21 protein-coding genes are annotated in these 22,490 nt (G+C 43.0%); 3 read left to right on the top strand and 18 right to left on the bottom strand.

The features are described from left to right. Positions 1 to 20: 20 nt before the first annotated feature. Positions 21 to 2,726, bottom strand: a complete 2,706-nt coding sequence (gene acnA / locus GLV98_RS03830) for an aconitate hydratase AcnA (RefSeq protein ID WP_160912249.1) — start codon at positions 2,724 to 2,726, stop codon at positions 21 to 23. 277 nt (positions 2,727 to 3,003) lie between these two features. Between acnA and GLV98_RS03835 the strand changes: the two genes are divergently transcribed. Further along, complete coding sequence (locus GLV98_RS03835) at positions 3,004 to 3,432, top strand: DUF2621 family protein (protein ID WP_160912251.1); 429 nt, start codon at positions 3,004 to 3,006, stop codon at positions 3,430 to 3,432. Positions 3,433 to 3,446: 14 nt separating this feature from the next. Here the strand turns inward: GLV98_RS03835 and GLV98_RS03840 are convergent, their stop codons facing one another. The 7 genes from GLV98_RS03840 to GLV98_RS03870 form a co-directional block, all read right to left on the bottom strand. Further along, the gene (locus GLV98_RS03840; RefSeq protein WP_160912253.1) at positions 3,447 to 3,929 is read right to left on the bottom strand and encodes a CcdC family protein; all 483 of its coding nucleotides are present in this window, start codon (positions 3,927 to 3,929) and stop codon (positions 3,447 to 3,449) included. A gap of 200 nt (positions 3,930 to 4,129) precedes the next feature. Continuing rightward, positions 4,130 to 4,558 (bottom strand): Na(+)/H(+) antiporter subunit B, encoded by a 429-nt coding sequence (locus tag GLV98_RS03845; RefSeq protein ID WP_160912255.1) that lies wholly within the window; start codon positions 4,556 to 4,558, stop codon positions 4,130 to 4,132. A gap of 65 nt (positions 4,559 to 4,623) precedes the next feature. Beyond that, positions 4,624 to 5,325, bottom strand: a complete 702-nt coding sequence (locus GLV98_RS03850; protein WP_160912257.1) for a cytochrome c biogenesis CcdA family protein — start codon at positions 5,323 to 5,325, stop codon at positions 4,624 to 4,626. A 139-nt stretch (positions 5,326 to 5,464) separates the two neighbouring features. Continuing rightward, on the bottom strand, positions 5,465 to 5,689 hold the full coding sequence (locus GLV98_RS03855; RefSeq protein ID WP_035505139.1) for a YneF family protein: 225 nt from the start codon (positions 5,687 to 5,689) through the stop codon (positions 5,465 to 5,467). Between the two features lie 332 nt (positions 5,690 to 6,021). Then, entirely contained in the window at positions 6,022 to 8,025 is a 2,004-nt protein-coding gene (tkt, locus tag GLV98_RS03860; protein ID WP_160912259.1) for a transketolase, read from the bottom strand. A 178-nt stretch (positions 8,026 to 8,203) separates the two neighbouring features. After that, positions 8,204 to 8,437: a DUF896 domain-containing protein gene (locus GLV98_RS03865; protein WP_160912262.1), complete on the bottom strand. Its 234-nt coding sequence runs from the start codon at positions 8,435 to 8,437 to the stop codon at positions 8,204 to 8,206. 85 nt (positions 8,438 to 8,522) lie between these two features. Beyond that, complete coding sequence (locus tag GLV98_RS03870) at positions 8,523 to 9,182, bottom strand: YneB family resolvase-like protein (RefSeq protein ID WP_160912264.1); 660 nt, start codon at positions 9,180 to 9,182, stop codon at positions 8,523 to 8,525. A 299-nt stretch (positions 9,183 to 9,481) separates the two neighbouring features. Here GLV98_RS03870 and lexA point away from each other — a divergent pair, with 299 nt between their 5' ends. Next, positions 9,482 to 10,105, top strand: a complete 624-nt coding sequence (gene lexA / locus GLV98_RS03875; RefSeq protein ID WP_146816304.1) for a transcriptional repressor LexA — start codon at positions 9,482 to 9,484, stop codon at positions 10,103 to 10,105. A gap of 99 nt (positions 10,106 to 10,204) precedes the next feature. Here the strand turns inward: lexA and GLV98_RS03880 are convergent, their stop codons facing one another. The 8 genes from GLV98_RS03880 to miaA form a co-directional block, all read right to left on the bottom strand. Then, positions 10,205 to 10,378: a hypothetical protein gene (locus tag GLV98_RS03880; RefSeq protein WP_160912266.1), complete on the bottom strand. Its 174-nt coding sequence runs from the start codon at positions 10,376 to 10,378 to the stop codon at positions 10,205 to 10,207. A gap of 157 nt (positions 10,379 to 10,535) precedes the next feature. After that, positions 10,536 to 11,867, bottom strand: coding sequence for a type I glutamate--ammonia ligase (glnA, locus tag GLV98_RS03885; RefSeq protein WP_089652331.1), 1,332 nt, complete (start codon positions 11,865 to 11,867; stop codon positions 10,536 to 10,538). Positions 11,868 to 11,892: 25 nt separating this feature from the next. Continuing rightward, the gene (locus GLV98_RS03890; RefSeq protein WP_160912268.1) at positions 11,893 to 12,297 is read right to left on the bottom strand and encodes a MerR family transcriptional regulator; all 405 of its coding nucleotides are present in this window, start codon (positions 12,295 to 12,297) and stop codon (positions 11,893 to 11,895) included. Between the two features lie 126 nt (positions 12,298 to 12,423). Then, on the bottom strand, positions 12,424 to 13,671 hold the full coding sequence (locus GLV98_RS03895) for an aminotransferase class I/II-fold pyridoxal phosphate-dependent enzyme (RefSeq protein WP_160912270.1): 1,248 nt from the start codon (positions 13,669 to 13,671) through the stop codon (positions 12,424 to 12,426). Between the two features lie 55 nt (positions 13,672 to 13,726). Continuing rightward, positions 13,727 to 14,959, bottom strand: coding sequence for a GTPase HflX (gene hflX / locus GLV98_RS03900; protein ID WP_160912272.1), 1,233 nt, complete (start codon positions 14,957 to 14,959; stop codon positions 13,727 to 13,729). An 81-nt stretch (positions 14,960 to 15,040) separates the two neighbouring features. Next, complete coding sequence (locus GLV98_RS03905) at positions 15,041 to 15,985, bottom strand: AAA family ATPase (protein ID WP_160912274.1); 945 nt, start codon at positions 15,983 to 15,985, stop codon at positions 15,041 to 15,043. A gap of 159 nt (positions 15,986 to 16,144) precedes the next feature. Beyond that, positions 16,145 to 16,369, bottom strand: coding sequence for an RNA chaperone Hfq (gene hfq / locus GLV98_RS03910; RefSeq protein WP_089652336.1), 225 nt, complete (start codon positions 16,367 to 16,369; stop codon positions 16,145 to 16,147). A gap of 45 nt (positions 16,370 to 16,414) precedes the next feature. After that, entirely contained in the window at positions 16,415 to 17,344 is a 930-nt protein-coding gene (miaA, locus tag GLV98_RS03915) for a tRNA (adenosine(37)-N6)-dimethylallyltransferase MiaA (RefSeq protein ID WP_160912276.1), read from the bottom strand. Positions 17,345 to 17,529: 185 nt separating this feature from the next. Here miaA and GLV98_RS03920 point away from each other — a divergent pair, with 185 nt between their 5' ends. Beyond that, positions 17,530 to 17,889 carry a helix-turn-helix domain-containing protein gene (locus tag GLV98_RS03920; protein WP_160912279.1) on the top strand — a complete coding sequence of 120 codons (360 nt, stop codon included), beginning with the start codon at positions 17,530 to 17,532 and terminating at the stop codon, positions 17,887 to 17,889. A gap of 107 nt (positions 17,890 to 17,996) precedes the next feature. Here the strand turns inward: GLV98_RS03920 and mutL are convergent, their stop codons facing one another. Beyond that, complete coding sequence (mutL, locus tag GLV98_RS03925; protein WP_160912281.1) at positions 17,997 to 19,856, bottom strand: DNA mismatch repair endonuclease MutL; 1,860 nt, start codon at positions 19,854 to 19,856, stop codon at positions 17,997 to 17,999. A 13-nt stretch (positions 19,857 to 19,869) separates the two neighbouring features. After that, positions 19,870 to 22,452 carry a DNA mismatch repair protein MutS gene (gene mutS / locus GLV98_RS03930; protein ID WP_160912283.1) on the bottom strand — a complete coding sequence of 861 codons (2,583 nt, stop codon included), beginning with the start codon at positions 22,450 to 22,452 and terminating at the stop codon, positions 19,870 to 19,872. Positions 22,453 to 22,490: the final 38 nt, after the last annotated feature.

Here is a 22,490-nt window from a genome sequence, read left to right on the forward strand (position 1 = left end):
GGCGATCCTCAGAAAGAAATTTAGTTCAATTTGTTACGTAGAACCATTTGTAGAATACCACCGTGGCGGTAGTAATCAACTTCCACTTCACTGTCGAAGCGCGCGATCACTTCAAATTCTTTCTTATTGCCTTCTTCATCTGTAGATGTCACTTTGACTAGGTCACGCGGTTTAACATCTTCACCGACTTCGACATCAAATGTTTCACGGCCTGTCAAACCAAGAGACTCGATGCTGTCTTCAGGCTTGAACTGTAATGGAAGAACACCCATCATGACAAGGTTTGAACGGTGGATACGCTCGAAGCTTTCAGCGATGACCGTCTTAATTCCAAGAAGGTCTGTACCCTTGGCAGCCCAGTCACGAGAGCTTCCCATCCCGTAATCATTACCTGCAATGACCATCAATGGTGTCTGGTCTTGTTGATATTTCATAGCCGCTGTATAGATCGGCATTACTTCTTCTGTCGGCCAGTAAGTGGTGAAACCACCTTCTGTACCCGGAGCTAACTGGTTACGGATACGAATATTCGCAAACGTACCGCGCATCATAACTTCATGGTTACCACGACGGGAGCCGTAAGAGTTGAAGTTACGAGGGCTCACACCATTTTCTTGCAAGTACTCACCTGCAGGCATATCTTTTGGAATTGCACCTGCTGGAGAAATGTGATCTGTTGTTACGGAATCACCGAATTTACCGATCACACGCATGCCTTCTAATGGCTTAACCGTTTCCGGCTCACTGGAAAGCCCTTCGAAGAACGGTGGGTTTTGAATGTATGTGGATTGGTCGTTCCAATCATACAATGGTTCATCCGTTGTTTCGATTTCATTCCATTTTTCATTTGAGTTGAATACATTTTCATACTCTTTACGGAAGATTTCAGGAGTAACAACACGGGAAATTTCTGATTTGATCTCTTCTTGAGAAGGCCAAATATCATCGAAATAAACGTCGTTTCCTTCAGTATCTTTTCCGATCGGATCATTTTTAAGGTCAATATCCACCGTACCTGCAAGTGCATAAGCAACCACTAATGGCGGAGAAGCCAGGTAGTTGGCTTTAACTAGAGGGTGGATACGGCCTTCGAAGTTACGGTTACCAGATAAGACAGATGAAGCTGTCAAATCACTGTCAGCAATCGCTTTTTCAATTTCCGGCAGTAACGGACCGGAGTTACCGATACATGTCGTACATCCATACCCAACAAGGTTGAATCCTAGATCGTTCAAATAAGTCATTAGACCTGAATCTTCAAGATAGCGAGTAACGACCTTGGATCCTGGTGCCAATGAAGTTTTCACGTAATCAGGAACTTGCAACCCTTTTTCAATCGCTTTTTTAGCGACAAGGCCAGCCCCGAGCATAACGTGAGGGTTGGATGTGTTCGTACAAGAAGTAATGGCAGCAATCGCAAGAGCACCTGTCTTCATGACGGACTTGTCTCCATTATTGAACTTCACTTCAACTTCTTTGTCGAATTCAGTTTTATCCAAGCCAAAACCATGGTTACCTGCTGGACCTGTGATCGCCTTTTCAAATGATTCTTTCATTTGAGAAAGAGGGATCAAGTCTTGAGGACGTTTTGGTCCGGACAAGTTCGGCTCCAATTCACCGAGATCGATTTCAACCAGTGACGTAAATTCTGGATCCTCAAAGGATGGATCATACCACAGGCTGTTTTTCTTGCAGTATTCTTCTACAAGCTTAATTTGCTCTTCGCTGCGTCCAGTAAGACGAAGGTACTCAAGAGACTCCCCATCAACCGGGAAGAAACCACATGTCGCACCATATTCAGGAGCCATGTTGGAGATCGTCGCACGATCAGCCAAAGGCATTTCCTGCAATCCTGGGCCGAAGAATTCAACGAATTTACCAACTACATTTTGCTCACGAAGTTTTTGTGTGACTTTAAGCGCAAGGTCGGTAGCTGTTGTCCCTTGTGGGAAACTTCCGTTCAGTTTCACTCCGATGACCTCTGGAGCCGGGAAGTAAGACGGTTGGCCAAGCATACCAGCTTCTGCTTCGATACCGCCAACACCCCATCCAAGCACACCAAGACCATTGATCATCGTTGTATGTGAGTCGGTTCCGACAAGTGTATCAGGATAAGTATCATAAGAGCCGTTCTCATTTTCTTTTGCGTGAACGACGTTTGCAATGTATTCAAGGTTTACCTGGTGAACAATACCTGTTGCAGGTGGTACAGCACGGTAGTTATCGAACGCTTTTTGAGCCCAGTGTAAGAACTCATAACGCTCTTCATTTCGTTCAAATTCAAGCTCCATATTCACATTAAGAGCATCTGGTGTCCCATACTTGTCTACTTGTACAGAGTGGTCAATAACAAGATCAACTGGAACTTCCGGATTGATTTTGTCAGGGCTTCCTCCCATATCCACCATTGCTTTTCGAAGAGATGCCAGATCGACCACGGCCGGTACGCCGGTGAAGTCCTGCAAAATAACGCGGGAAGGCTTAAATGGAACATCTTCCCCTTTGGATTTCTCAGTTCCCCAGTTTGCTAGACTCTCGACATGATCATCGTTGATGACGCGTCCGTCGTGTTGACGTAAAAGAGATTCTAGTAGGATTCGGATGGAGAAAGGTAGACGGGAAATCTTACCATGTCCCGCATCTTCTAAGGCTTTCAAATCGTAATAGTTGTACGTTTGGCCATTGAGTTCAAATTGTTTGCGAGCATTAAAAGCATTGCTAGCCATATTCCTTTTACCCCCTCATCAATATTCAATAGTGAACCTTTTTTAGGTTTCACCATTCCCCAATTTCTTACATTTGTTCCCTTTGTATAAAACAAGTTCACAAATCTGCAATCCTTATTGTAAATGAAAACGATTTATAAGTAAAATGAATGACCACAAATTTTTCTGAATTCGATAAATTTTATACAAATATCTACAAAAACGCATGCTTGTATTTAAAGGATCAACCTTTTATAATGAAATCAGAGAAGTCTAAGACAATGAAACAGGTGATAGTATGTCAGGTGGATTTGCCCTATTTATCGTCGGGTGGATTGTCATCATGGTTGGTCTGATGAGCATTGGCGGTTTCTTTATGTTCCGCAAATTCCTGAAGCGCCTTCCTAAAGAGGACGGAAAATCAATTATTGATTGGGAAGAATATTATGTGGACAAGACAAAACACATGTGGTCCGCAGAGCAAAAAGACTTGTTGGAAGAGTTGATCTCCCCCGTTCCTGAGCTTTTCCGCGATGTAGCAAGACAGAAAATTGCTGGACGCATCGGAGAATTAGCCCTTCAGAAAAAGAAAAAGAAAATCACACAGGAAATTTTAATCGAGGGCTACATACGTGCCACCCCGAAGCGGGACCATAAGTTTCTCGTCAAAAAGTTAGAAGAGAAAAAAATAGATATGAGCCCTTACGATCCACTGATCGAACGTTAAAAAAAGGACCCGGCTTAAGCCAGGTCCTTTTTTAGTTCCAACTTTTTCTCCAACTGTAAGTATTGTTTCAACATGGCAATCCGCCAGGTCATGATCATCCCGAATGCAAGCAGAAAGAACATTCCACTAGTCTCTCCGAAGGAAACATGCTGTCCTATAATGAGCTTGAAAACGACTCTCAAAATTAGGAGACCAAAAAGAATGAAGATAAAGGCCCTTGATGGCTTCAAGTAAATATCTCCATCCCTCACCTCAAATTTGGAAGTACGAATGAGAAAAACAGAAAAAATCACACCAATGAGCATAGCTTCAAATACCTGGTTCCATTCGACTCTGAACACCGGAAATACAAACATGAGAGCTCCTGTGCTCATCATGAATGGTGGCAGAATGATCTTTTTTACACTTGCCGGTTTTTTTGCCGCTCGCAACCGGACGAAAATCATCGCTGTAGCCATACCAGCAGCGACAATGGTACTCGCAATTAACCAAAACATAATGATTCACTCTTTCTACTCTGTCCTTAATATCAGTTCAACACAAGATCAATGGCATCCAGGCCCTGAGTTCAAACAAAGGATTAAACCATGAAGTCTTTTGCTCCATATTCCAAAGCCTTTGTGGACGTTTTCTGTCGGCCCATAAATGAACACATGATGAGATCTGCTTCACCAGAAACCTACCGAACCTCTTTTCTTTATTCCCGGTCGTAGGCAATGGTCAAAATAATCGTCATTGTTACCCCTACTACAGCAAGGTAAACACCGAGGTCGAACAAAAGGGCAGTAGCAAGTTCTGTCTTGCCTAGAATCGGCAGTTGAAAGTATGCGAACGTTTGGGTAAGGAAAGGCGCGTCAAACACCATGCCACCAATCCCGGTTGCCGTTGCTACCATCAATCCAACAGGAATTAGAAAACGGAAATTGACGGGCAAGATCTTCTCCATCGCCTTACTTCCATAAGCCATATACATGAGGATGATTGCTGCAGCAGTCATTAAACCACCGATAAATCCTCCACCTGGAGCATTATGGCCAGCAAAAAATAAATAAACGGAAAACCCTAGTAGGATAAAAGCTATAAGTGTGGTTGTTGTTCTTAATATAATATCGTTGGTCTGGGTCATAAAAAAAGCTCCTTTATTTTTTCTCTAGTATCATCTTAATATAAATGCTCATTAAAATCCACGTCTTAGAACCCTTGAAAATCAAAGAGTCCGGCAAGGTAGGAAGTAAGCATGGTCATCCAGTCGAAATAGAGGGCGATTCCCACAACGATCATGATATACCCACCTACCTTTACAATACCCGCGCTGTGTCTTTTAATCCAACTGAATTTGCCAATGAAGAAGGACAGGGCTAAGAATGGAACGGAAAATCCAAGAGAATAAGACACCATCATGACTAAGAAAAGTTCTGGAGAATCAGCGGCTAACGAAAGGACAGATGCTAGTATAGGACCTGTGCAAGGTGTCCAACCGAGTGAAAATGTAAGTCCGATGAGAAATGTGCCTATGTAACCAGAAGGTCTATTCTTGAAAGTTATCTTCCGGTCTTTCATCAAAAAATTAAAATTAAATACGCCGATAATGACAAATCCGAAGAAAATAATCAAAATGGATCCTAGACGACGAATCACGGAATCATATTGTATAAAAAACTGAGCAAAAAACGAACCTGAAAACCCTAAAATCAGAAAAATCGTCGTAAATCCTAATAAGAACAAAATGGTATGGATCAAACTTGCTCTTTTCAGCATCCCATTGTCTTCTTTTAATTCATGTACACTCATCCCTGTAATATAGGAAAGGAATGCGGGGTACAAAGGAAAAACACATGGGGATATAAACGATAAAAAACCTGCTCCGAAAGCAAGGAAAAGATTCACATCCATTCATTCATCACACCTTCATTCATAGTCGCCTCCTATTGTATCAGAGCTTCAGGCCTAACACGATGTTTATCTTGTGAACATCTAAAGAAGTTCTCATAGAGAAAGCCCTCTTTCATTCTAGAAAGAAGGCTTTGTGTCATTATTTCATTTGATTGTTCATTGAACGCATCATCTGATTGATTTTCTTCTGTGAAGGCTTTTGGCCCATCTGCATCATCAGTGTACGTAACATTTGTTCGTTGATTGGCGGGTTCTTTTTCAAATAATTCATCATGTACTTTCTTGCGATGAAGAAGCCTAGAGCTGCACCACCGACAAGAGTCAATAAAGCAATGATGATGACCCATACGATCCCCAATGTCATGACTTCGTCTTCCTCCTTCGTGTTGTCTCCCATAACAGTATAGTAAAACGTCCCCTAGAATACAATAGTCGTTTCAATATGACCGTAATCCAGAAGCTACTAAAAGAATTAACCGTCAATTAGTATGCAAAAGCGCTCCACATGAAAGAGGACCCCGTTTGCTAGGAACGATGACCGTACCAGAGACAACAATCATTCTTATGCTTATTATATCACATAGAGCAGGGAAACCGAAAATGGTTGTCCCTACTTTTATTCCCCATTTTTGAGCTGAGATTTAAACGCTCAGTATAAAAAGAAGCTGCCTTAGGAACAGGCAGCTTCTTCCTTGTTTATTTCATCAAGTTTTCCGCATGCTTCACTACGTTTTCTACTGTGAAACCATAGTTCTCAATTACCGTATTTCCTGGAGCAGAAGCACCGAACTTGTCGATTCCGATGACCGAGCCATCTAAACCTACATAACGGTCCCAACCGAAGGATGCGCCCATTTCAACTGCCAGACGTTTGCGAACAGAAGAAGGTAGGACTTGTTCTTTATATTCTTTAGGCTGAGCTTCAAAACGATCAAAAGAAGGTACACTGACGACACGTACATCGTAACCATTCTTTTTCAATTCCGCTTGAGCTTCAACAATCAATTGAACTTCAGAACCTGAAGCAAGTAGGATCGCATCCGGCTCTTCTTTATCTGAATCGCTAAGGATGTATGCCCCTTTCTTCATTCCTTCATATGCAAGTTCCCCTGTACCTTGAAGGGTCGGTAACCCTTGACGAGTAAGTACAAGTGCTGTTGGAGTTGATTCAGACTCTAGAGCAAGTCTCCATGCCGCATTGGTTTCGTTCCCATCCGCAGGACGAAGCACAGAAAGGTTAGGCATCGCGCGAAGAGAAGCCAATTGTTCCACTGGTTCGTGCGTAGGACCGTCTTCTCCAACGGCAACAGAGTCATGAGTGAAGACGTAGTTCACCGGCAAGTTCTGCAGGGCAGATAAACGGACAGCTGGACGCAGGTAGTCACTGAAGACAAAGAATGTACCTGCATATACTTTAAGTCCACCATGAAGTCCCATTCCGTTTAAAGCAGCAGCCATGGCAAATTCACGTACTCCAAACCAGATGTTACGACCTGCGTAGTTCTTGCGTGAAAAGTCTTCTTCATCTTTAACGGCCGTTTTGTTTGAACCTGCAAGGTCGGCACTCCCACCAAAGAAATTAGGAATAGCTTGAGAAAGCGCATTGATCGCATCTCCAGAAGCTGCGCGTGTCGCAGGACTGTCTTCGCCTACTTGATAAGTTGGAAGGCTTTGATCCCAGCCTTCAGGAAGCTCTCCGCGCATCGCACGCTCAAATTCTTCCGCAAGCTCAGGATGTGCTTCTTTGTATTGTGCCATTAGGTTATTCCAGGATTCTTCTTTATCCTGACCATTTTGCTGAACCTTTTCTTTAAAGTCCTGATAGACTTCCTCAGGTACGTGGAACGGCTCATGTTCCCACTTGTAGAACTGTTTAGTTGCCGTTCCTTCCTCTTCTCCTAGAGGAGCACCATGAGAGGCTGACTTACCAGATTTATTAGGAGATCCATAACCAATAACCGTTTTCACTTCGATCATTGTTGGTTGATCTGTATTCGCTTTTGCTTTTTCAATTGCCTGAGCAATATCCTCAGTGTTTGTGCCGTCCTCTACGCGAATGACCTGCCATCCATAGGCTTCGTAGCGCTTTTCAACACTTTCGCTGAAGGAACGATCAAGATCGCCGTCAAGAGAAATATCATTGGAATCGTAAAGAACGATCAATTTACCTAGACCAAGGTGACCGGCAAGAGAAGCAGATTCCTGCGATACTCCCTCCATCAAGTCTCCATCGCCACAAATCGTGTACGTGTAATGATCTACGACGTTATAACCTTCGCGATTATATTTTGCGGCAAGATGAGCTTCAGCCATCGCCATTCCGGTCGCCATTGCAATACCTTGTCCAAGGGGACCTGTAGTTGCTTCTACACCGTCTGTGTGACCAAACTCTGGGTGACCAGGGGTTTTGGAATCCCATTGACGGAAGGACTTAAGGTCGTCCATCGTCACGTTATAACCGGATAAGTGGAGCAAGCTGTAAAGAAGCATAGATCCGTGTCCAGCAGATAGGACGAAACGGTCACGGTCGAACCAGTTCGAGTTTTTAGGATTGTGGTCCATGAACTGAGTCCATAGCGTATATGCCATCGGTGCTGCACCCATCGGCATCCCCGGGTGTCCGGAGTTTGCTTTTTCTACTGCATCGATTGTTAAAGTTCTAATCGTATTGATTGATGTTTGTTCAAGGCTGTTTGCCATGTTCAACATTCCCCTTTCTTTTCAGGTATATGTACCATGTATTATCCTATAATGAAATTCATTTCGAAACAAGCGTTGTGCGCAATCTTTGCACAACCTCCCACCTAATTTCCCCCTTATTAACGGTTTTAAACAAAAAAATCCGTATTCGAAAATTATCGAACACGGATTTTTAAGATTAGTTCTTTTTTTCATTTTCCTGCATCTGACGAAGCTTTTTAGGGGTCACGTCATCTCCATTCGGATCGATGACGGTAACGCCTTTCAGCTGATTCTTGAAAGATTGACGAGCATTTTTCAAGTATTCCTGACGGAGCTTCTGCTGTTCCGCTTTTTCTTCCTTCGATAGGTCTTCCTTCTTGGATTTATTTGCTAGTTCATTTATACGATTGATTTTTTCTTTAGATAACATAGATCCTTCTCCTTTACACTTAGTCTGGATCGTAAAAACATGAAAAAGACAAGAAATCCAAAGATCCTTGTCCACATCTCATATATTATCTTGATTCTTCTTCTTTTTCAAGCGATAGATACTCCTTGTATCTGCGATGCACTGTAGCTTTTGATACATCATAACCCAGACCTCGTAGTGTTGCTGCAATATCTTTGAATGTCAAATCATTTTTCCTTAACCGCACAACTTCTTCAATAGGAAAATCGATCCTTTCACGTCCCGGTGCCTGATCCCGATTGGATAAATTTGTTGATGGATCATAACCACCCTCTACAGCTTTTCTCATTCCCCTGCGTATTTTCATATTATGTATTTTTCTTTGGTATTCTTCTACGATGCCCACAATCTGTAAAACCATAGAATCGGATTCTGATAACTGTAACTCTCCCTGATTGGATAGTGAGTACACCTTGGTCTTTAACCGGTTCAATTGATGAAACAAAGCGATTTTCGTATTTCCACGCCCTAATCGTGTTTCATCTTGAATTAATAAGGCTTCCGCACGCCCGGAAGAAAAACATTCCAGCATGCGGAAAATCCCTTCACGTTCAATTTCATAACCACTTGCTTGTTCTTCAATACATTCAATCACTTCGAATCCGTGGCTCTCCGCCATCGATGTCAACTCAGATCTTTGCCGCTTTAATGAAGTCACTTGAGCTTCTTTTTCCGTACTTACCCTGCAATATAAAATCACTTTCACTTGGATGTTCCTCTCTCTTTCTCTATTAAACAGCTGTGACCATAGAATAATAGAGAATGATGAAACTAACAATAAAAAGAATAATGTAGGTGTAATCGAGCTTAGATAATTTGTTAAACATTGATAACCCCTCCGCTTTCCTAGAACGAACGTTCTTAAGAACCTGTGTTCGTGTTTGTTACCTCTATTATATACGAACACAGGTTCTTGTCAATGGTTTTTTCGAACGCGTGTTTGTATTTTTTAAATATAAGTGGTACAATGTGGTTACTATAATCCTATGTACGAGGTGCTAATCTATGAGTAAACTTTCAAAGCGGCAGCAGGAAATACTAGATTTTATTAAAGAACAGGTTCTATCAAAAGGATATCCGCCATCCGTAAGGGAGATTGGTCAATCCGTTGGTCTCGCTTCAAGTTCGACTGTGCATGGTCACTTATCCAGATTGGAGAAAAAAGGATACATTAGACGTGACCCGACAAAACCTCGTGCCATTGAAGTGATTGAATTAGAAGAAGATCACAGCATTCCGAGAAGCGAAGCTTCCTACGCTCCAGTCATCGGTAAAGTCACGGCCGGTTCACCGATTACAGCTGTAGAGAACATTGAAGAGTATGTCCCGCTTCCTGATACACTTGCAGGGTCAGATGACAACACGTTCGTTCTAATCGTACAAGGAGAAAGTATGATTGAGGCAGGAATTCTTGATGGAGATATGGTTATCGTCAGACAGCAACAGACGGCGCAGAACGGCGACATCGTTGTGGCGATGACAGAAGACGAAGAAGCCACGGTAAAACGGTTCTTCAAGGAAAGAAACCACGTTCGTCTGCAGCCGGAAAACGCAACAATGGAACCGATCCTATTACAGGATGTATCCATTTTAGGGAAAGTCGTGGGTCTTTACAGGACGGTACATTAAAAGAAAGAGGCGAGTTCTATTGAACTCGTCTCTTTCTTTATTTTATGTCATGCCCCATAACTTTTTCTTATAGAGGTTAAAGGAAATACAGACAATATATTATTTTTCAGGAACGTTCTCACCTGTTTTTCGCTTATAACAGTAAGCCGTTACATGTTCATCCTGAATGTCGACCACTCTAACCACTCGTTGAGACAATTGACCATTGTGATTGATGTAGATTAAATGCAACTTCATTTTTTTCCGTTTTGAACATTGGAATAATGCTTCCATTGTGACCCCCCCACAACGGAACATATGTTGTTATTATTATTTATAATACCTTCCCCAAAGTATACGACCACTATCTTGTAATCTTCTCCCCTCCATTCAAACTGTTTCACGATACATAAAAAAAACCTTGAAGCCATTAGCTTCAAGGTTTTGTATTTTAATACGTCTGTAGATATTGTTCACGTTCCCACGGGTGAACCTGGGTGCGAAACATATCCCATTCGATTTCCTTCGCTTCAATGAAGTGTTCAAATAGGTGCTCTCCAAGAGCTTCTACCATGATCGGATCTTGATGCAGCTCTTCCAATGCATCATACAAAGTAGCAGGAAGGTCTTTAACTCCGTGCGCTTCACGCTCTTTCTTATCCATCACGTAAATGTTTCGGTCGACAGGAGCAGGTGCTTCCAATTTATTTTCCACACCATCAAGTCCAGCAGCAAGAAGTACAGCCATCGCCATGTATGGGTTCGCTGATGGATCTACACTACGCACTTCGATTCTTGTGCTCAAACCACGGGATGTCGGAACACGCACGAGCGGACTACGGTTTTGGCCGGACCATGCGACATAACATGGAGCCTCATATCCTGGCACAAGACGCTTATAAGAATTGACCGTAGGGTTCGTTACGGCTGTGAAGTTCGTTGCATGCTTAATAATGCCTGCTGTGAACTGGTAAGCCACTTCCGATAGTTGTTCCTTCCCTTTTTCATCAAAGAAAGCATTTCCTTTTTCATTGAAAAGAGACATGTTCGCGTGCATACCAGATCCGTTCACACCAAACAATGGTTTAGGCATGAAGGTTGCATGCAAACCATGTTGACGTGCAATGGTTTTGACGACGAGTTTAAATGTTTGGATATCATCACAGTGCTTGACGGCATCCGCATATTTGAAATCAATTTCGTGCTGACCTGGAGCTACTTCGTGGTGAGAGGCTTCAATTTCAAAGCCCATTTCCTCAAGCTCAAGGACAATGTCACGCCGGCAATTTTCACCAAGATCGGTCGGCGCCAAGTCGAAATAGCCACCCTTATCGTTTAGTTCCATTGTCGGTTCGCCTTTTTCATCTAATTTAAATAGGAAAAATTCAGGTTCTGTACCAATGTTGAAAGCAGAAAAGCCGAGTTTCTCCATTTTTTTGATGTTACGCTTTAAGTTATAGCGTGGGCACCCTTCAAAAGGAGTTTGGTCTGGATTGTAGATGTCACAGATGAATCGTGCGACTTTCCCTTTTTCTGAAGTCCAAGGAAAAACGACGAATGTATCCAAGTCTGGAACCAAGTACATGTCAGACTCCTCGATACGAACGAATCCTTCAATGGAGGACCCATCAAACATCATCATGCCATCAATAGCTTTATCCAACTGGCTTAGTGGAATTTCCACGTTTTTGATTGTACCAAGCATATCCGTGAACTGAAGGCGGATAAACTTGACGTTTTCCTCATCGATTTTCTTGTAGATTTCTTCTTTTGTTAAACCCATTGAATTTCTCCTCTCAACACAAAAATTAATGGAAGAACCTTGACATTTCTCCCTGTCTGATTGCTAATTTACCTTGTCTTCCCGCTGTGAATAGTTCTCGCTGCAGCATACGACGAAGCTCTTTTTCGGTAAGTTCATTATGCACTTCCTTCACTTGATCCTCATCATATACTTCATTATCTGGCTGATCGTTCAGCTTCAGAACTTTCTTGATTCCGGCCATGTTCACACCTTGATCGATCAAGTCTTTGATTTCAAGCAAACGATCAACATCATTGAATGAAAACATGCGGCGGTTCCCTTCTGAACGGGCCGGATGGACCAGCTCGTGCTGTTCGTAATACCGGATCTGCCGTGCAGTAAGGTCTGTCAATGATTGAACAATCCCCATCGGGAATAACGGCATAGAACGACGAATTTCATCACTCATCGATGTGCCACCTCCCCATAAGAATGATACTTTAATTATACGTCACGTAAGGGATATGTCAACATATGTGAGGAATGTTCACACAATTTAAAGTCATTTTTTGAAAGGGTTATCATTCCCTCAGCTTCAAGCTTTGACCATCCCCTCTTCGATCAACTGCTCCACCGCTTGTATGACAGCGATCTTCACATGTGCATAGGTCAAACCACCTTGCACGAAGGCTGTATATGGAGGACGAACAGGACCATCGGCGGTCAATTCGAGACTCGCTCCTTGTATGAAAGTACCCGCGGCCATGATCACCTCATCCTCATAACCAGGCATTGCGCTCGGTTCTGGTTTGAAATGGGAATTCACAGGAGATGCCTGCTGAATGGACTGACAGAATCTGATCATTTGTTCAGCTGTGTTGAAGTTGACGGATTGAATTAGGTCGGTCCGCTTCACATCATAGGAAGGATTTGTATCGAAACCACATTCACTTAAATATTTCGATGTGAAGATCGCACCTTTTAAAGCTTCTCCTACGACATGAGGGGCGAGGAAAATCCCTTGATACATCTCTTGCAGGCTGTTCAAACTCGGCCCCGTCTCTTTTCCTAATCCAGGTGCAGTCAAACGGTAGCTGCACCTTTCAATCAAGGATTTTCGCCCCGCGATATAACCACCGACCCTGGCAATCCCGCCCCCGGGGTTTTTTATTAACGACCCAGCAATCATGTCAGCCCCAACTTCAAGCGGTTCCTTCATTTCTACGAATTCACCATAACAATTGTCGACAAAAATAATCACATCATCTTTGATGTCACGAACGAACTGAATGATTGATTGTAACTCGTCAATGATGAACGATGGACGATCCTCGTATCCTTTAGACCTTTGGATGGCTACGACCTTCGTTTTTTCATGCATAGCTTCACGGATTCCATCATGGAAAAAAGCCCCGTTTTCTTCTAAAGGAACGGTTTGATAGCTAATACCAAAATCTCGTAATGAACCTGTATCCTTATTGTCTTCAGAACCAATGACATCTCTTAGGGTGTCATAAGGCTCTCCAGATATGTATAACAGTTCATCTCCCGGTCGCAGGACCCCGAATAAGGCCGTTGTAATCGCATGTGTTCCGGAGATGAGCTGAGGTCTGACAAGTGCATCTTCCGCTTTAAATATTTCAGCATACAACGCTTCAAGTGTGTCTCGCCCAAAGTCATCATAGCCATAACCTGTCGTCGGATTAAAGTGAGAATCGCTGACCCTCAGTTTATGGAAAGCCTTTAAAACTTTTTCTTGATTGTACTCAACAATCTCATCAACCCTATGATGTTGGCTCTTAATCTCTTTTTCTACACGGTGTTTCAATTCTTGAATGTTCATGATGAGTCCTCTTCCTATCTTGCAGAATTTCGTTGATTCAACGTTTTGTTCAGATTTATAATATTTGGTGTTTCAATGGGTGCTCAGGATGGATGAAACCATGAAGGGCATACCCTTCTTTTTCCTCATAAAAATGGATGCTCGTTATCATACTGTAGGCTTTGAATTGCTGCAATCGTTTCCCTTCAGAAGCCGGCACGAAAACGTCATACTCATCCCACTCCTCTTTTAAAACCTCTTCGATTTTATGAAGGACACGTTTACGGTCAATCGGATCATGTACGCTCACCGTCAACGACGGGAAGGAATGTGGAATAAAATCTTCCTTTAGCAGATCTTTTTTATTGTAAACGGTAAGGACCGGCAGTTGACCGGCTCCAAGTTCGTCCAACAATTTCAATACGGTCTTTTCCTGCTGCATATGATCGGGGTGTGACGCATCGACCATATGAACAATAAAGTCTGCTTCCGTCACTTCCTCTAATGTAGATCGGAATGCTGCAATGAGTGTCGTTGGCAAGTCCTGAATAAATCCTACCGTATCGGAAAGCAGAGCCAAAAAGCCCGAAGGAAGGCTCATTTGCCTCGTCAATGGATCGAGTGTAGCAAACAACAAATCCTCTTCGAAGGACTGGCTATCGGTTACTCTATTGAAGAAAGTCGATTTACCAGCATTTGTATAACCGACGATCGCCACTTGAAAAGCACGGTTTTCTTTTCTCCGTTTCCGGTACTGCTCTCGTTGTTTTACGACCGTATCCAACCGTTTCTTGATATCATCAATTCTTCGCTGGATATGACGACGGTCGGTTTCCAGTTTTGTTTCACCAGGGCCACGTGTACCAATTCCTCCACCCAATCGGGATAACGCGGTCCCTTGTCCCGATAGCCGTGGAAGTAAATATTGCAGTTGAGCAAGTTCTACCTGCAATTTCCCTTCCTTTGTACGCGCCCGTCCTGCGAAAATGTCCAGGATCAGCTGACTTCTGTCGATCACGCGCACGCCGACCCTGTCTGCTATATTTCTAAGCTGACCGGGTGATAATTCATCATTGAATATCACGAGTTCAGCTTCAGATTCCTCTGCTGCTTCTTTTATTTCTTCCAGTTTACCCTCACCTAAATATGTAGCCGGGTGAACCCGGTCACGCTTCTGAGTAATAATTTTGCATACTTCTCCGTTAGCGGTTTCCGTCAGTGACTGAAGTTCTTCCATAGAGGACTGAAATCGTTCTTCTTGTTCAAATGGATCTTTTCTTGCAACTAATACGACCAATTCTTTTGACATCTGTCTGTTCACCTACTCTTCCGTCTACCTGTATCTGTTTCATCATAACAGAAAAACGTTTCCTATGAATGTACAACCGGTTTAGTTCAAGGCGGTTTCTTGTAAAGGAACATCAAAATCTTCTGCCTGAAGGGTCATCAGTGTTTTTTTCTTCGGATTTGGGGTGCTGATCACTCGCCAGGCATGCTTTCGAATCGCTTCTTCAATGAGGTTTCTTACATAGCGGGCATTTGAAAAATTTTCCTCGCGCCTGGCATAAACGAGGGCCAAGTGTTGAAAAAGTTTACGTTCCGCCTCTTTTGTTAAACAATATTCCCTTTCTTCAATCATTCCAAAAGCAATCTGCGTAAGTTCTTTCGCAGAGTAATCTTTGAAAGATAACTGAATAGGGAACCGGGAAGCAAGGCCGGGGTTAAGGGTGAGAAAATCTTCCATCTCATCCGGATATCCAGCAAGGATGATAATGCATTCATTATGATGATCTTCCATGCATTTCACCAATGTATCAATCGCTTCTTTTCCGAAATCCTTTTCTCCTCCTCTCGCCAATGAATAGGCTTCATCAATAAAAAGGACTCCTCCCAATGCTTTATGGATCAAATCCTTCGTTTTTTGCGCTGTATGACCGATATACTCACCTACAAGGTCACTCCGATCTGCTTCAATAAATTGGCCTTTATCAAGCACCCCGACATCGCGGAATAAAGCAGCAACCATACGCGCGATGGTCGTTTTTCCCGTACCGGGGTTTCCGTGAAAAACCATGTGGAGAACTTGCGCATTCGACTTTAGTCCTGCTTCTTCTCTTTTCTTAGAAACGAGCACCTGTGCATAAATTTCTTTTACCCTGGTCTTTAAATCCTCCATACCAATGATGGAATTGAAAAATTCCTCGATTTTGAGGAAAGGAGCGCCGGTTTGTTTGAGGGCAGCTGCTTTCCGATCAGGAATCGCTTTTTCTTTAGAATCATTCAACACAATATTGATTGTGCTGCTTGGTTTCACCGTTTTCGCTTGGGGTTGCACATCGATCCCTCCTCATTCTTCTTCATCATACGCGTACGTAGGGATTCCTGTGACAAACGCCCAAGGTTGAAGGTGCCAAAACATTTCTCTTACACCCCATTAAAAGAAGCGGATGCCATTAAAGGCACCCGCTTCTTGCGTTTTTCTGGACCATTCACACTACTCTTTATCCAATGAAACATTTTTGACAGGAGCAAATGTTGAAATTGCATGTTTGAAAATCAATTGTTGCTTACCTTCCGTCTCTAACAAAACAGTAAAATTGTCAAAGGCTTTAACGATGCCTCTCAATTGAAAGCCATTGAGCAGAAAGACGGTCACCTGCATGCGTTCTTTCCTTAATTGATTCAAATAATTGTCTTGGATATTAACCGATTGGGCCATGGATCTTCCTCCTCTTTTCTATCTGTAATATTACGATTCTACGCATTAGTCTATCTTTCCTGCTAAATCGCCTAAAATTGTTTCAAATTTCTCCTCGTAGTTTGAAGGAGATACTTCATACCAGTTGATATCCATTTTGTTCTTAAAATACGTGTACTGGCGTTTCGCATAGCGTCTGGAATTGCGTTTCAGCAACTCAACGGCTTCTGCCAGGGTACATGAACCTTCGAAGTAAGGAATCAATTCCTTATAACCGATCGCCTGCATCGATTGAGCGTCCTTCAGCCCTTGTTCATAGAGATGCTGAACTTCTTTTACCAGGCCCTGTTCAATCATCTGATCGACCCTGTGATTGATACGATCGTACAGTAACTCCCGGTCCATCTCCAGCCCGATTAATAATGGGCTAAAGGGCGATTCCTTTTGCTGCTGATGATGGCGGTCACTCATCACCTGGCCTGTCGTTTCATAAACTTCAAGCGCCCTTAGTACTCGCCTTTCATTATTGGGATGAATTTTTTCCGCTTGTTCGGGATCAATTTCAACAAGGCGTTTGTACATATAATCTCTGCCATTTTCTTTCCATTCTTTTTCAAGCTTCTCCATGATGGAAGGATCCTTTTTTTGTTCTGAGAAATGGAAATCAAAAAGTGTTGCTTGTATGTATAAGCCTGTCCCCCCTACCAAAACCGGAAGCTTCCCCCGCTCATGGATATCCCTGATTAACGCTTGTACATTCTGCTGGAACTCAGCGACTGAAAACTGTTCAGCGGGATCTTTAAAATCAATCATATGGTGCGGGATGCCCTGCATCTCCTCTTTGGTCACCTTCGCTGTTCCGATATCCATCGTCCGGTAAATTTGCATGGAATCTCCACTGATTACTTCCCCACCAAAACGCTGAGCGATCCGGATCCCCAAATTCGATTTTCCGACTGCTGTAGGACCGACCACTGAGATCACCAATGGTTTCACAAGCCCACCTCCTTCACACGTCTCTATTATACATGAATGGCTCTACAATCATACCTCAGCAACTAAACTAACGCAATCCGTTACTACAACTAACGAGTTCCGTTATAAATATTCAAAATATTCGTTAGTTGTACTATCGCATTTCGTTAGTATGTGTTATAGTATAGAAAAGGAGGCGTCTTAAAGTGGTCCATGAAAGAATTCGTTCACTTAGAAAAGAAAGACGTTTAACACAATCGATGTTGGCTGAAAAAGTCGGTGTGTCACCACAAGTTGTATCGAATTGGGAACGGAGTTACACTTCTCCGGATCTTGAAGATCTCACGAAGATTGCTCACGCTCTCCATACCACCGCAGATTATCTCCTCGGTTTAAGTGATGAACTAGAAGATGAAATGCGAGAAATTAAGCAGCTCCTGGAAACGAAGGGATACACCAAACCTGTATTTTTCGACAAGAAAGCATGGTTTGGCATTCAGCCGGAGGACATTAAACAAATCGATAACTATTTTCGTTTTCTTCTCCAGCAGAAGAATATCTCCTAATCCTCTACTCTGCCATTCGTACTTATAAATAAGTTGATTATAAAAATATTATGTAAACAAACCAATAAATAAAAAAAAAGAGACTCCGAATTGGAGTCTCTTTTTTATTACATCACACGTTTGAACATTTTTTCCATCTCATACTCGGAAAAGAAAACAATGATCGGTCGTCCATGAGGACAAGTGAAAGGATCCGTCGACTTCCTTAAATCTTCTAAGAGATGAAACATATCCGTCTGGTTCAAATAATGGTTCGCTTTGATGGATCGTTTACACGACATGAGAATTGCCGCTTCTTCTCTTAGTTTAAGAATGTCAATCCGGTCTTCCTCCATCAGCTGCTGGATCATTTCATCAATCACCTCTTCTTCAAACCCTTTCGGGAACCACTGAGGGTGACTGCGCACGATGTAGGTCGTGTCTCCGAATGGTTCAAAAAACAACCCCACTTTTTCAAGTTCATTTTTGTACTCTTCGATCCTTAACGATTCAGCCTTAGAAAATTCAAAAGTCATCGGTACAAGCAGTTCCTGTACTTCGTGATCTACTTCAGACAGTTTGTCTCTGAAAAATTCGTATTTGATCCTTTCTTGAGCCGCATGCTGATCGACGATATACATGCCTTCCTCATTTTGAGCAAGGATATATGTTCCATGCAGCTGACCAATCGGATGCATGGTCGGGACTCGTTTCTGTTCAAGAGAAGGCTCTTCTTCTACTTTATCTTCAGACGGTAAGCTTTCTTTTGAAACAACCGCATCCGTATCAAATGAGGGGATCATCTCTTTGACTAATTCGTCCTGATTCTTTTGAAAATCATTCTCTTTTGGAAGTCCTTGCTCTTTTTTTACTAAATGATCCACGGTGGATTCCCGCTCGCGATGGGCATCCTCTTCCCTCGAAAGATACAGATTGAAAGATTCCTGAGTAGATTTCTCTTTCGCAGGCTTTGCTGAGGGCTGTGACACATCAGGAATGAGGGTTTGTTTACGAAAGGCCTGCCGAACGGTCTCTTCTAACAAATCATACAATTCCTTCTCCTTACTAAAACGAACCTCCATCTTAGATGGATGAACGTTGACGTCGACAAGGATCGGATCCATGTTTATATTTAAAACGACAATCGGACTTTTACCGATTGGCAGCAAGGTATGATAGCCTTGCAAAACAGCTTTATTCAAAGGGATGCTCCGAATGAAACGACCATTGATGATCGTAGACATATAATTTCTCGAAGCACGGTAAACTTCAGGTTTTGCAATATATCCATCCACTTTAAAATCCGCCGTTTCCACTTCGATCGGGATCATTTTTTTAGCGACATTCATACCGTAAATATTCGCGATAACTTGGAGGAGATCTCCACGTCCATTCGTCTTGAAGATCTGCTTTTCATTATGTGTACAAATGAATTGCACTTCTGGATGAGCTAAGGCCATACGATTCAATACGTCCGTCACATGCCCGAGCTCTGTATGAATGGTTTTCATATACTTTAAACGGGCCGGTGTATTGAAAAACAATTCCTCAACCGTAATGTCCGTTCCTTTTCTCGCATCACTTTTTCCTCTGGAGACGAAATGCCCTCCTTCGAGATTCATTTTCGTCCCAGCACTGTCCCCCGTGGAGGTCTGGATACTCAAGCGGCTGACTGCAGCGATACTTGCTAATGCTTCCCCACGAAAACCAAGGGACCGGACATGGAAGAGGTCGTTTTCATCAAGAATTTTACTCGTTGCATGGCGATAAAAAGCGATTTCGCAATCCTCTTCATCCATTCCCGCGCCATCATCGGTAATCCGGATCCGTTGCAAACCGGCCTCCATTAAATCAACCTTCACCCATGTGGCACCTGCATCAATACTGTTTTCTACCAGTTCTTTGACGACAGAGGCTGGGCGTTCTACAACTTCTCCGGCCGCTATTTTGTTGGCTAGGTGGTCTGGCATCAGTCGAATCCGCGCCATCTCTGTTCCTCCTTTATGATTTTAAACGTTTTTGCAATTGGTACAATTCATTCATAGCGTCCATCGGTGTCATCTCCATTAGATCTAATGACTGCAGACGCTTTTCTATATGAGAAGCTTGCGGCTTCGTTGCCCCTTTTTTCTCAGGTTTTGATTCTTCTACAAACAAGCTTAGCTGCTCCTCTTCTGCGGCAGAAGTGGAGGCTTCTTTTTTTACAGGCCCATTTTCCAGTTGATCCAAAAGGGCTGTTGCTCTATTAATCAGTGGATCAGGCAAGTGCGCAAGCTTCGCCACGTGGATGCCGTAACTTTCATCCGCAGGTCCCTCTTTGATCTGATGAAGGAACACAACATTGCCTTCATATTCTTCAGCACGGACATGGACATTCTTTAAACGCTCAAGCTGTTCATCTAATGAGGTCAATTCATGATAGTGAGTAGAGAATAACGTTTTCGCTTTAATCTCCCCGTGAATATATTCTACAATGGCCTGAGCCAAAGCCATACCATCATACGTACTTGTCCCTCTCCCTATCTCATCAAGAAGGATCAAGCTGTTTTCCGTCGCATGCGTCAAAGCATGGTTTGCTTCCAGCATTTCGACCATGAATGTACTATGACCGGAAACGAGATCATCAGCCGCACCGATTCTTGTAAATATTTGATCAAAGACTGGTAAACTTGCAGACTGGCAAGGAACAAAAGAGCCCATTTGACCAAGAATGGCCGTCAATGCGAGCTGACGCATGTACGTACTTTTACCCGACATGTTTGGTCCTGTAATTAGTAACACATCCGTCTCTTCGTTCATGTAAATATCATTTGGGACGAACGTTCCTTCCTGCATTACCTTCTCTACGACAGGGTGACGACCCTGCCGGATGTCCACTACACGTTGTTTCCGATATTCTGGTCGCACATATTGGTATGATTCTGCTACTTGAGCAAAACCTTGCAGAACATCAATGTGGCTGATTTGGTCTGCGAGCTGTTGAAGCCTTTTCACATAGGCCTTTACCTTTTCACGGACTTCGAGAAACAGTTCATACTCAAGCTCCACACTTTTCTCCTGGGCTTCGAGGATCATTGTTTCTCTCTCTTTCAGTTCTGGAGTAATGAAACGCTCGGCATTTGTCAGCGTCTGCTTACGCTCATACCTTCCTTCAGGTAAATGCCTCAAGTTCGCTTTTGTCACTTCGATATAATAGCCGAACACACGATTATAGCCGATTTTCAAAGATTTGATTCCTGTTTCCGTTCGTTCCCTTTGTTCAAGCTCTGCAATCCACTGCTTTCCGTTCTTGGAAGCATATCGATAGTCATCCAGCTGTTCGTGGAAGCCATCCCGAATCAAGCCCCCCTCTTTTACAGAGATTGGAGGGTCCTCGGCAATGCTTTCCTGGAGAAGATCCTGCAAATCATGAAGCGGGTCGACCGTGTCATATAGCTTTTCTATGGAAGGGTGGTCGAATTTAGAGAGCGTCGTCAAGATATCCGGAATACGACTTAGTGAATTCCTCAACTGGATCATATCCCTGGCATTCACATTGCCAAAGGCTACTCTTCCAGCTAAACGTTCCAAGTCATATACATTGGATAGCTCATCTCTCAAAGTCTCTCGTTCAAAAAACTGATCAAGAAACCCTTCCACCTGGTCATGTCTCATCGCAATGGCATCCGCTGACAACAACGGGCGCTCCATCCATTTTTTGAGCATACGGGCACCCATCGAAGTGACAGTTTTATCAATGACAGAAAGAAGGCTCCCCGCTTTTCCTTTTTTTCTTATGGTTTCCAACAATTCTAAGTTTCTTTTGGAATACATATCAAGCGTCATAAATTGTTTCAATTCAATCACTTTCACAGGTTGAAGATGATCGAGTGACCTTTTTTGCGTATGCTGGATATAATTCAGGAGTCTACCAAAACCAATAATCAGCTTGTCCTGATGAACGCCCTCGACAAGAGGTTGAAATTCAGGCGAAATTTCCGTCTCTTCCTGATGAGAAACAGTGTAATCCAAACGGTCGATCAACATCTGTTTATACTCGACATCAAAATCATTGGATACAACCACTTCTTTGACCGGCCGGCTGTACAATTCACTCATTGCAGCATCAAAGCCACCTGGAATAAGAGCTACACTGTTTTCTCCAGTTGTGAGATCATTGTAACTCACAACGTACGAGCCATCTTCAAAAGCGCTCAGTGAGGCCAAGTAGTTGTTTTCCTTTTCATCAAGCATGCTGCCTTCCATGACCGTACCTGGCGTGATCAGTTGGACGACTTCCCGTTTCACGACCCCTTTGGTCGTTTTTGGATCCTCGACCTGCTCACAAATAGCAACTTTGTACCCTTTTTCAATCAACTGCTTTATGTAATTGTCTGCGGAGTGATATGGAACTCCGCACATGGGGATCCGTCCGTTAGAACCTCCGTCCCTGCTGGTCAATGTAATTTCAAGCTCTTGGGATGCCTTCGTTGCATCCTCAAAGAACAATTCATAAAAATCGCCTAACCGGAAAAACAGGAAGGCATCTTTTTGGTCTGCTTTAATTTTTAAATACTGCTGCATCATGGGTGTGTATTGTGCCATAAGGTTAAACCTCCAAAACGTGCATAAGATTCTCCATC

Origin of the sequence: Halobacillus litoralis (genome assembly GCF_009856415.1) — a bacterium.
Classification (GTDB): Bacteria; Bacillota; Bacilli; order Bacillales; family Halobacillaceae; genus Halobacillus; species Halobacillus litoralis_C.

Bases quoted from the DNA above. Each gene is read 5' to 3' on its own strand.
- acnA (WP_160912249.1), bottom strand. From the start codon at position 2,726: ATGGCTAGCAATGCTTTTAATGCTCGCAAACAATTTGAACTCAATGGC.
- GLV98_RS03835 (WP_160912251.1), top strand. From the start codon at position 3,004: ATGTCAGGTGGATTTGCCCTATTTATCGTCGGGTGGATTGTCATCATG.
- GLV98_RS03840 (WP_160912253.1), bottom strand. From the start codon at position 3,929: ATGTTTTGGTTAATTGCGAGTACCATTGTCGCTGCTGGTATGGCTACA.
- GLV98_RS03845 (WP_160912255.1), bottom strand. From the start codon at position 4,558: ATGACCCAGACCAACGATATTATATTAAGAACAACAACCACACTTATA.
- GLV98_RS03850 (WP_160912257.1), bottom strand. From the start codon at position 5,325: ATGGATGTGAATCTTTTCCTTGCTTTCGGAGCAGGTTTTTTATCGTTT.
- GLV98_RS03855 (WP_035505139.1), bottom strand. From the start codon at position 5,689: ATGACATTGGGGATCGTATGGGTCATCATCATTGCTTTATTGACTCTT.
- tkt (WP_160912259.1), bottom strand. From the start codon at position 8,025: ATGGCAAACAGCCTTGAACAAACATCAATCAATACGATTAGAACTTTA.
- GLV98_RS03865 (WP_160912262.1), bottom strand. From the start codon at position 8,437: ATGTTATCTAAAGAAAAAATCAATCGTATAAATGAACTAGCAAATAAA.
- lexA (WP_146816304.1), top strand. From the start codon at position 9,482: ATGAGTAAACTTTCAAAGCGGCAGCAGGAAATACTAGATTTTATTAAA.
- GLV98_RS03880 (WP_160912266.1), bottom strand. From the start codon at position 10,378: ATGGAAGCATTATTCCAATGTTCAAAACGGAAAAAAATGAAGTTGCAT.
- glnA (WP_089652331.1), bottom strand. From the start codon at position 11,867: ATGGGTTTAACAAAAGAAGAAATCTACAAGAAAATCGATGAGGAAAAC.
- GLV98_RS03890 (WP_160912268.1), bottom strand. From the start codon at position 12,297: ATGAGTGATGAAATTCGTCGTTCTATGCCGTTATTCCCGATGGGGATT.
- GLV98_RS03895 (WP_160912270.1), bottom strand. From the start codon at position 13,671: ATGAACATTCAAGAATTGAAACACCGTGTAGAAAAAGAGATTAAGAGC.
- hflX (WP_160912272.1), bottom strand. From the start codon at position 14,959: ATGTCAAAAGAATTGGTCGTATTAGTTGCAAGAAAAGATCCATTTGAA.
- hfq (WP_089652336.1), bottom strand. From the start codon at position 16,369: ATGGCCCAATCGGTTAATATCCAAGACAATTATTTGAATCAATTAAGG.
- mutL (WP_160912281.1), bottom strand. From the start codon at position 19,856: ATGGCGCGGATTCGACTGATGCCAGACCACCTAGCCAACAAAATAGCG.
- mutS (WP_160912283.1), bottom strand. From the start codon at position 22,452: ATGGCACAATACACACCCATGATGCAGCAGTATTTAAAAATTAAAGCA.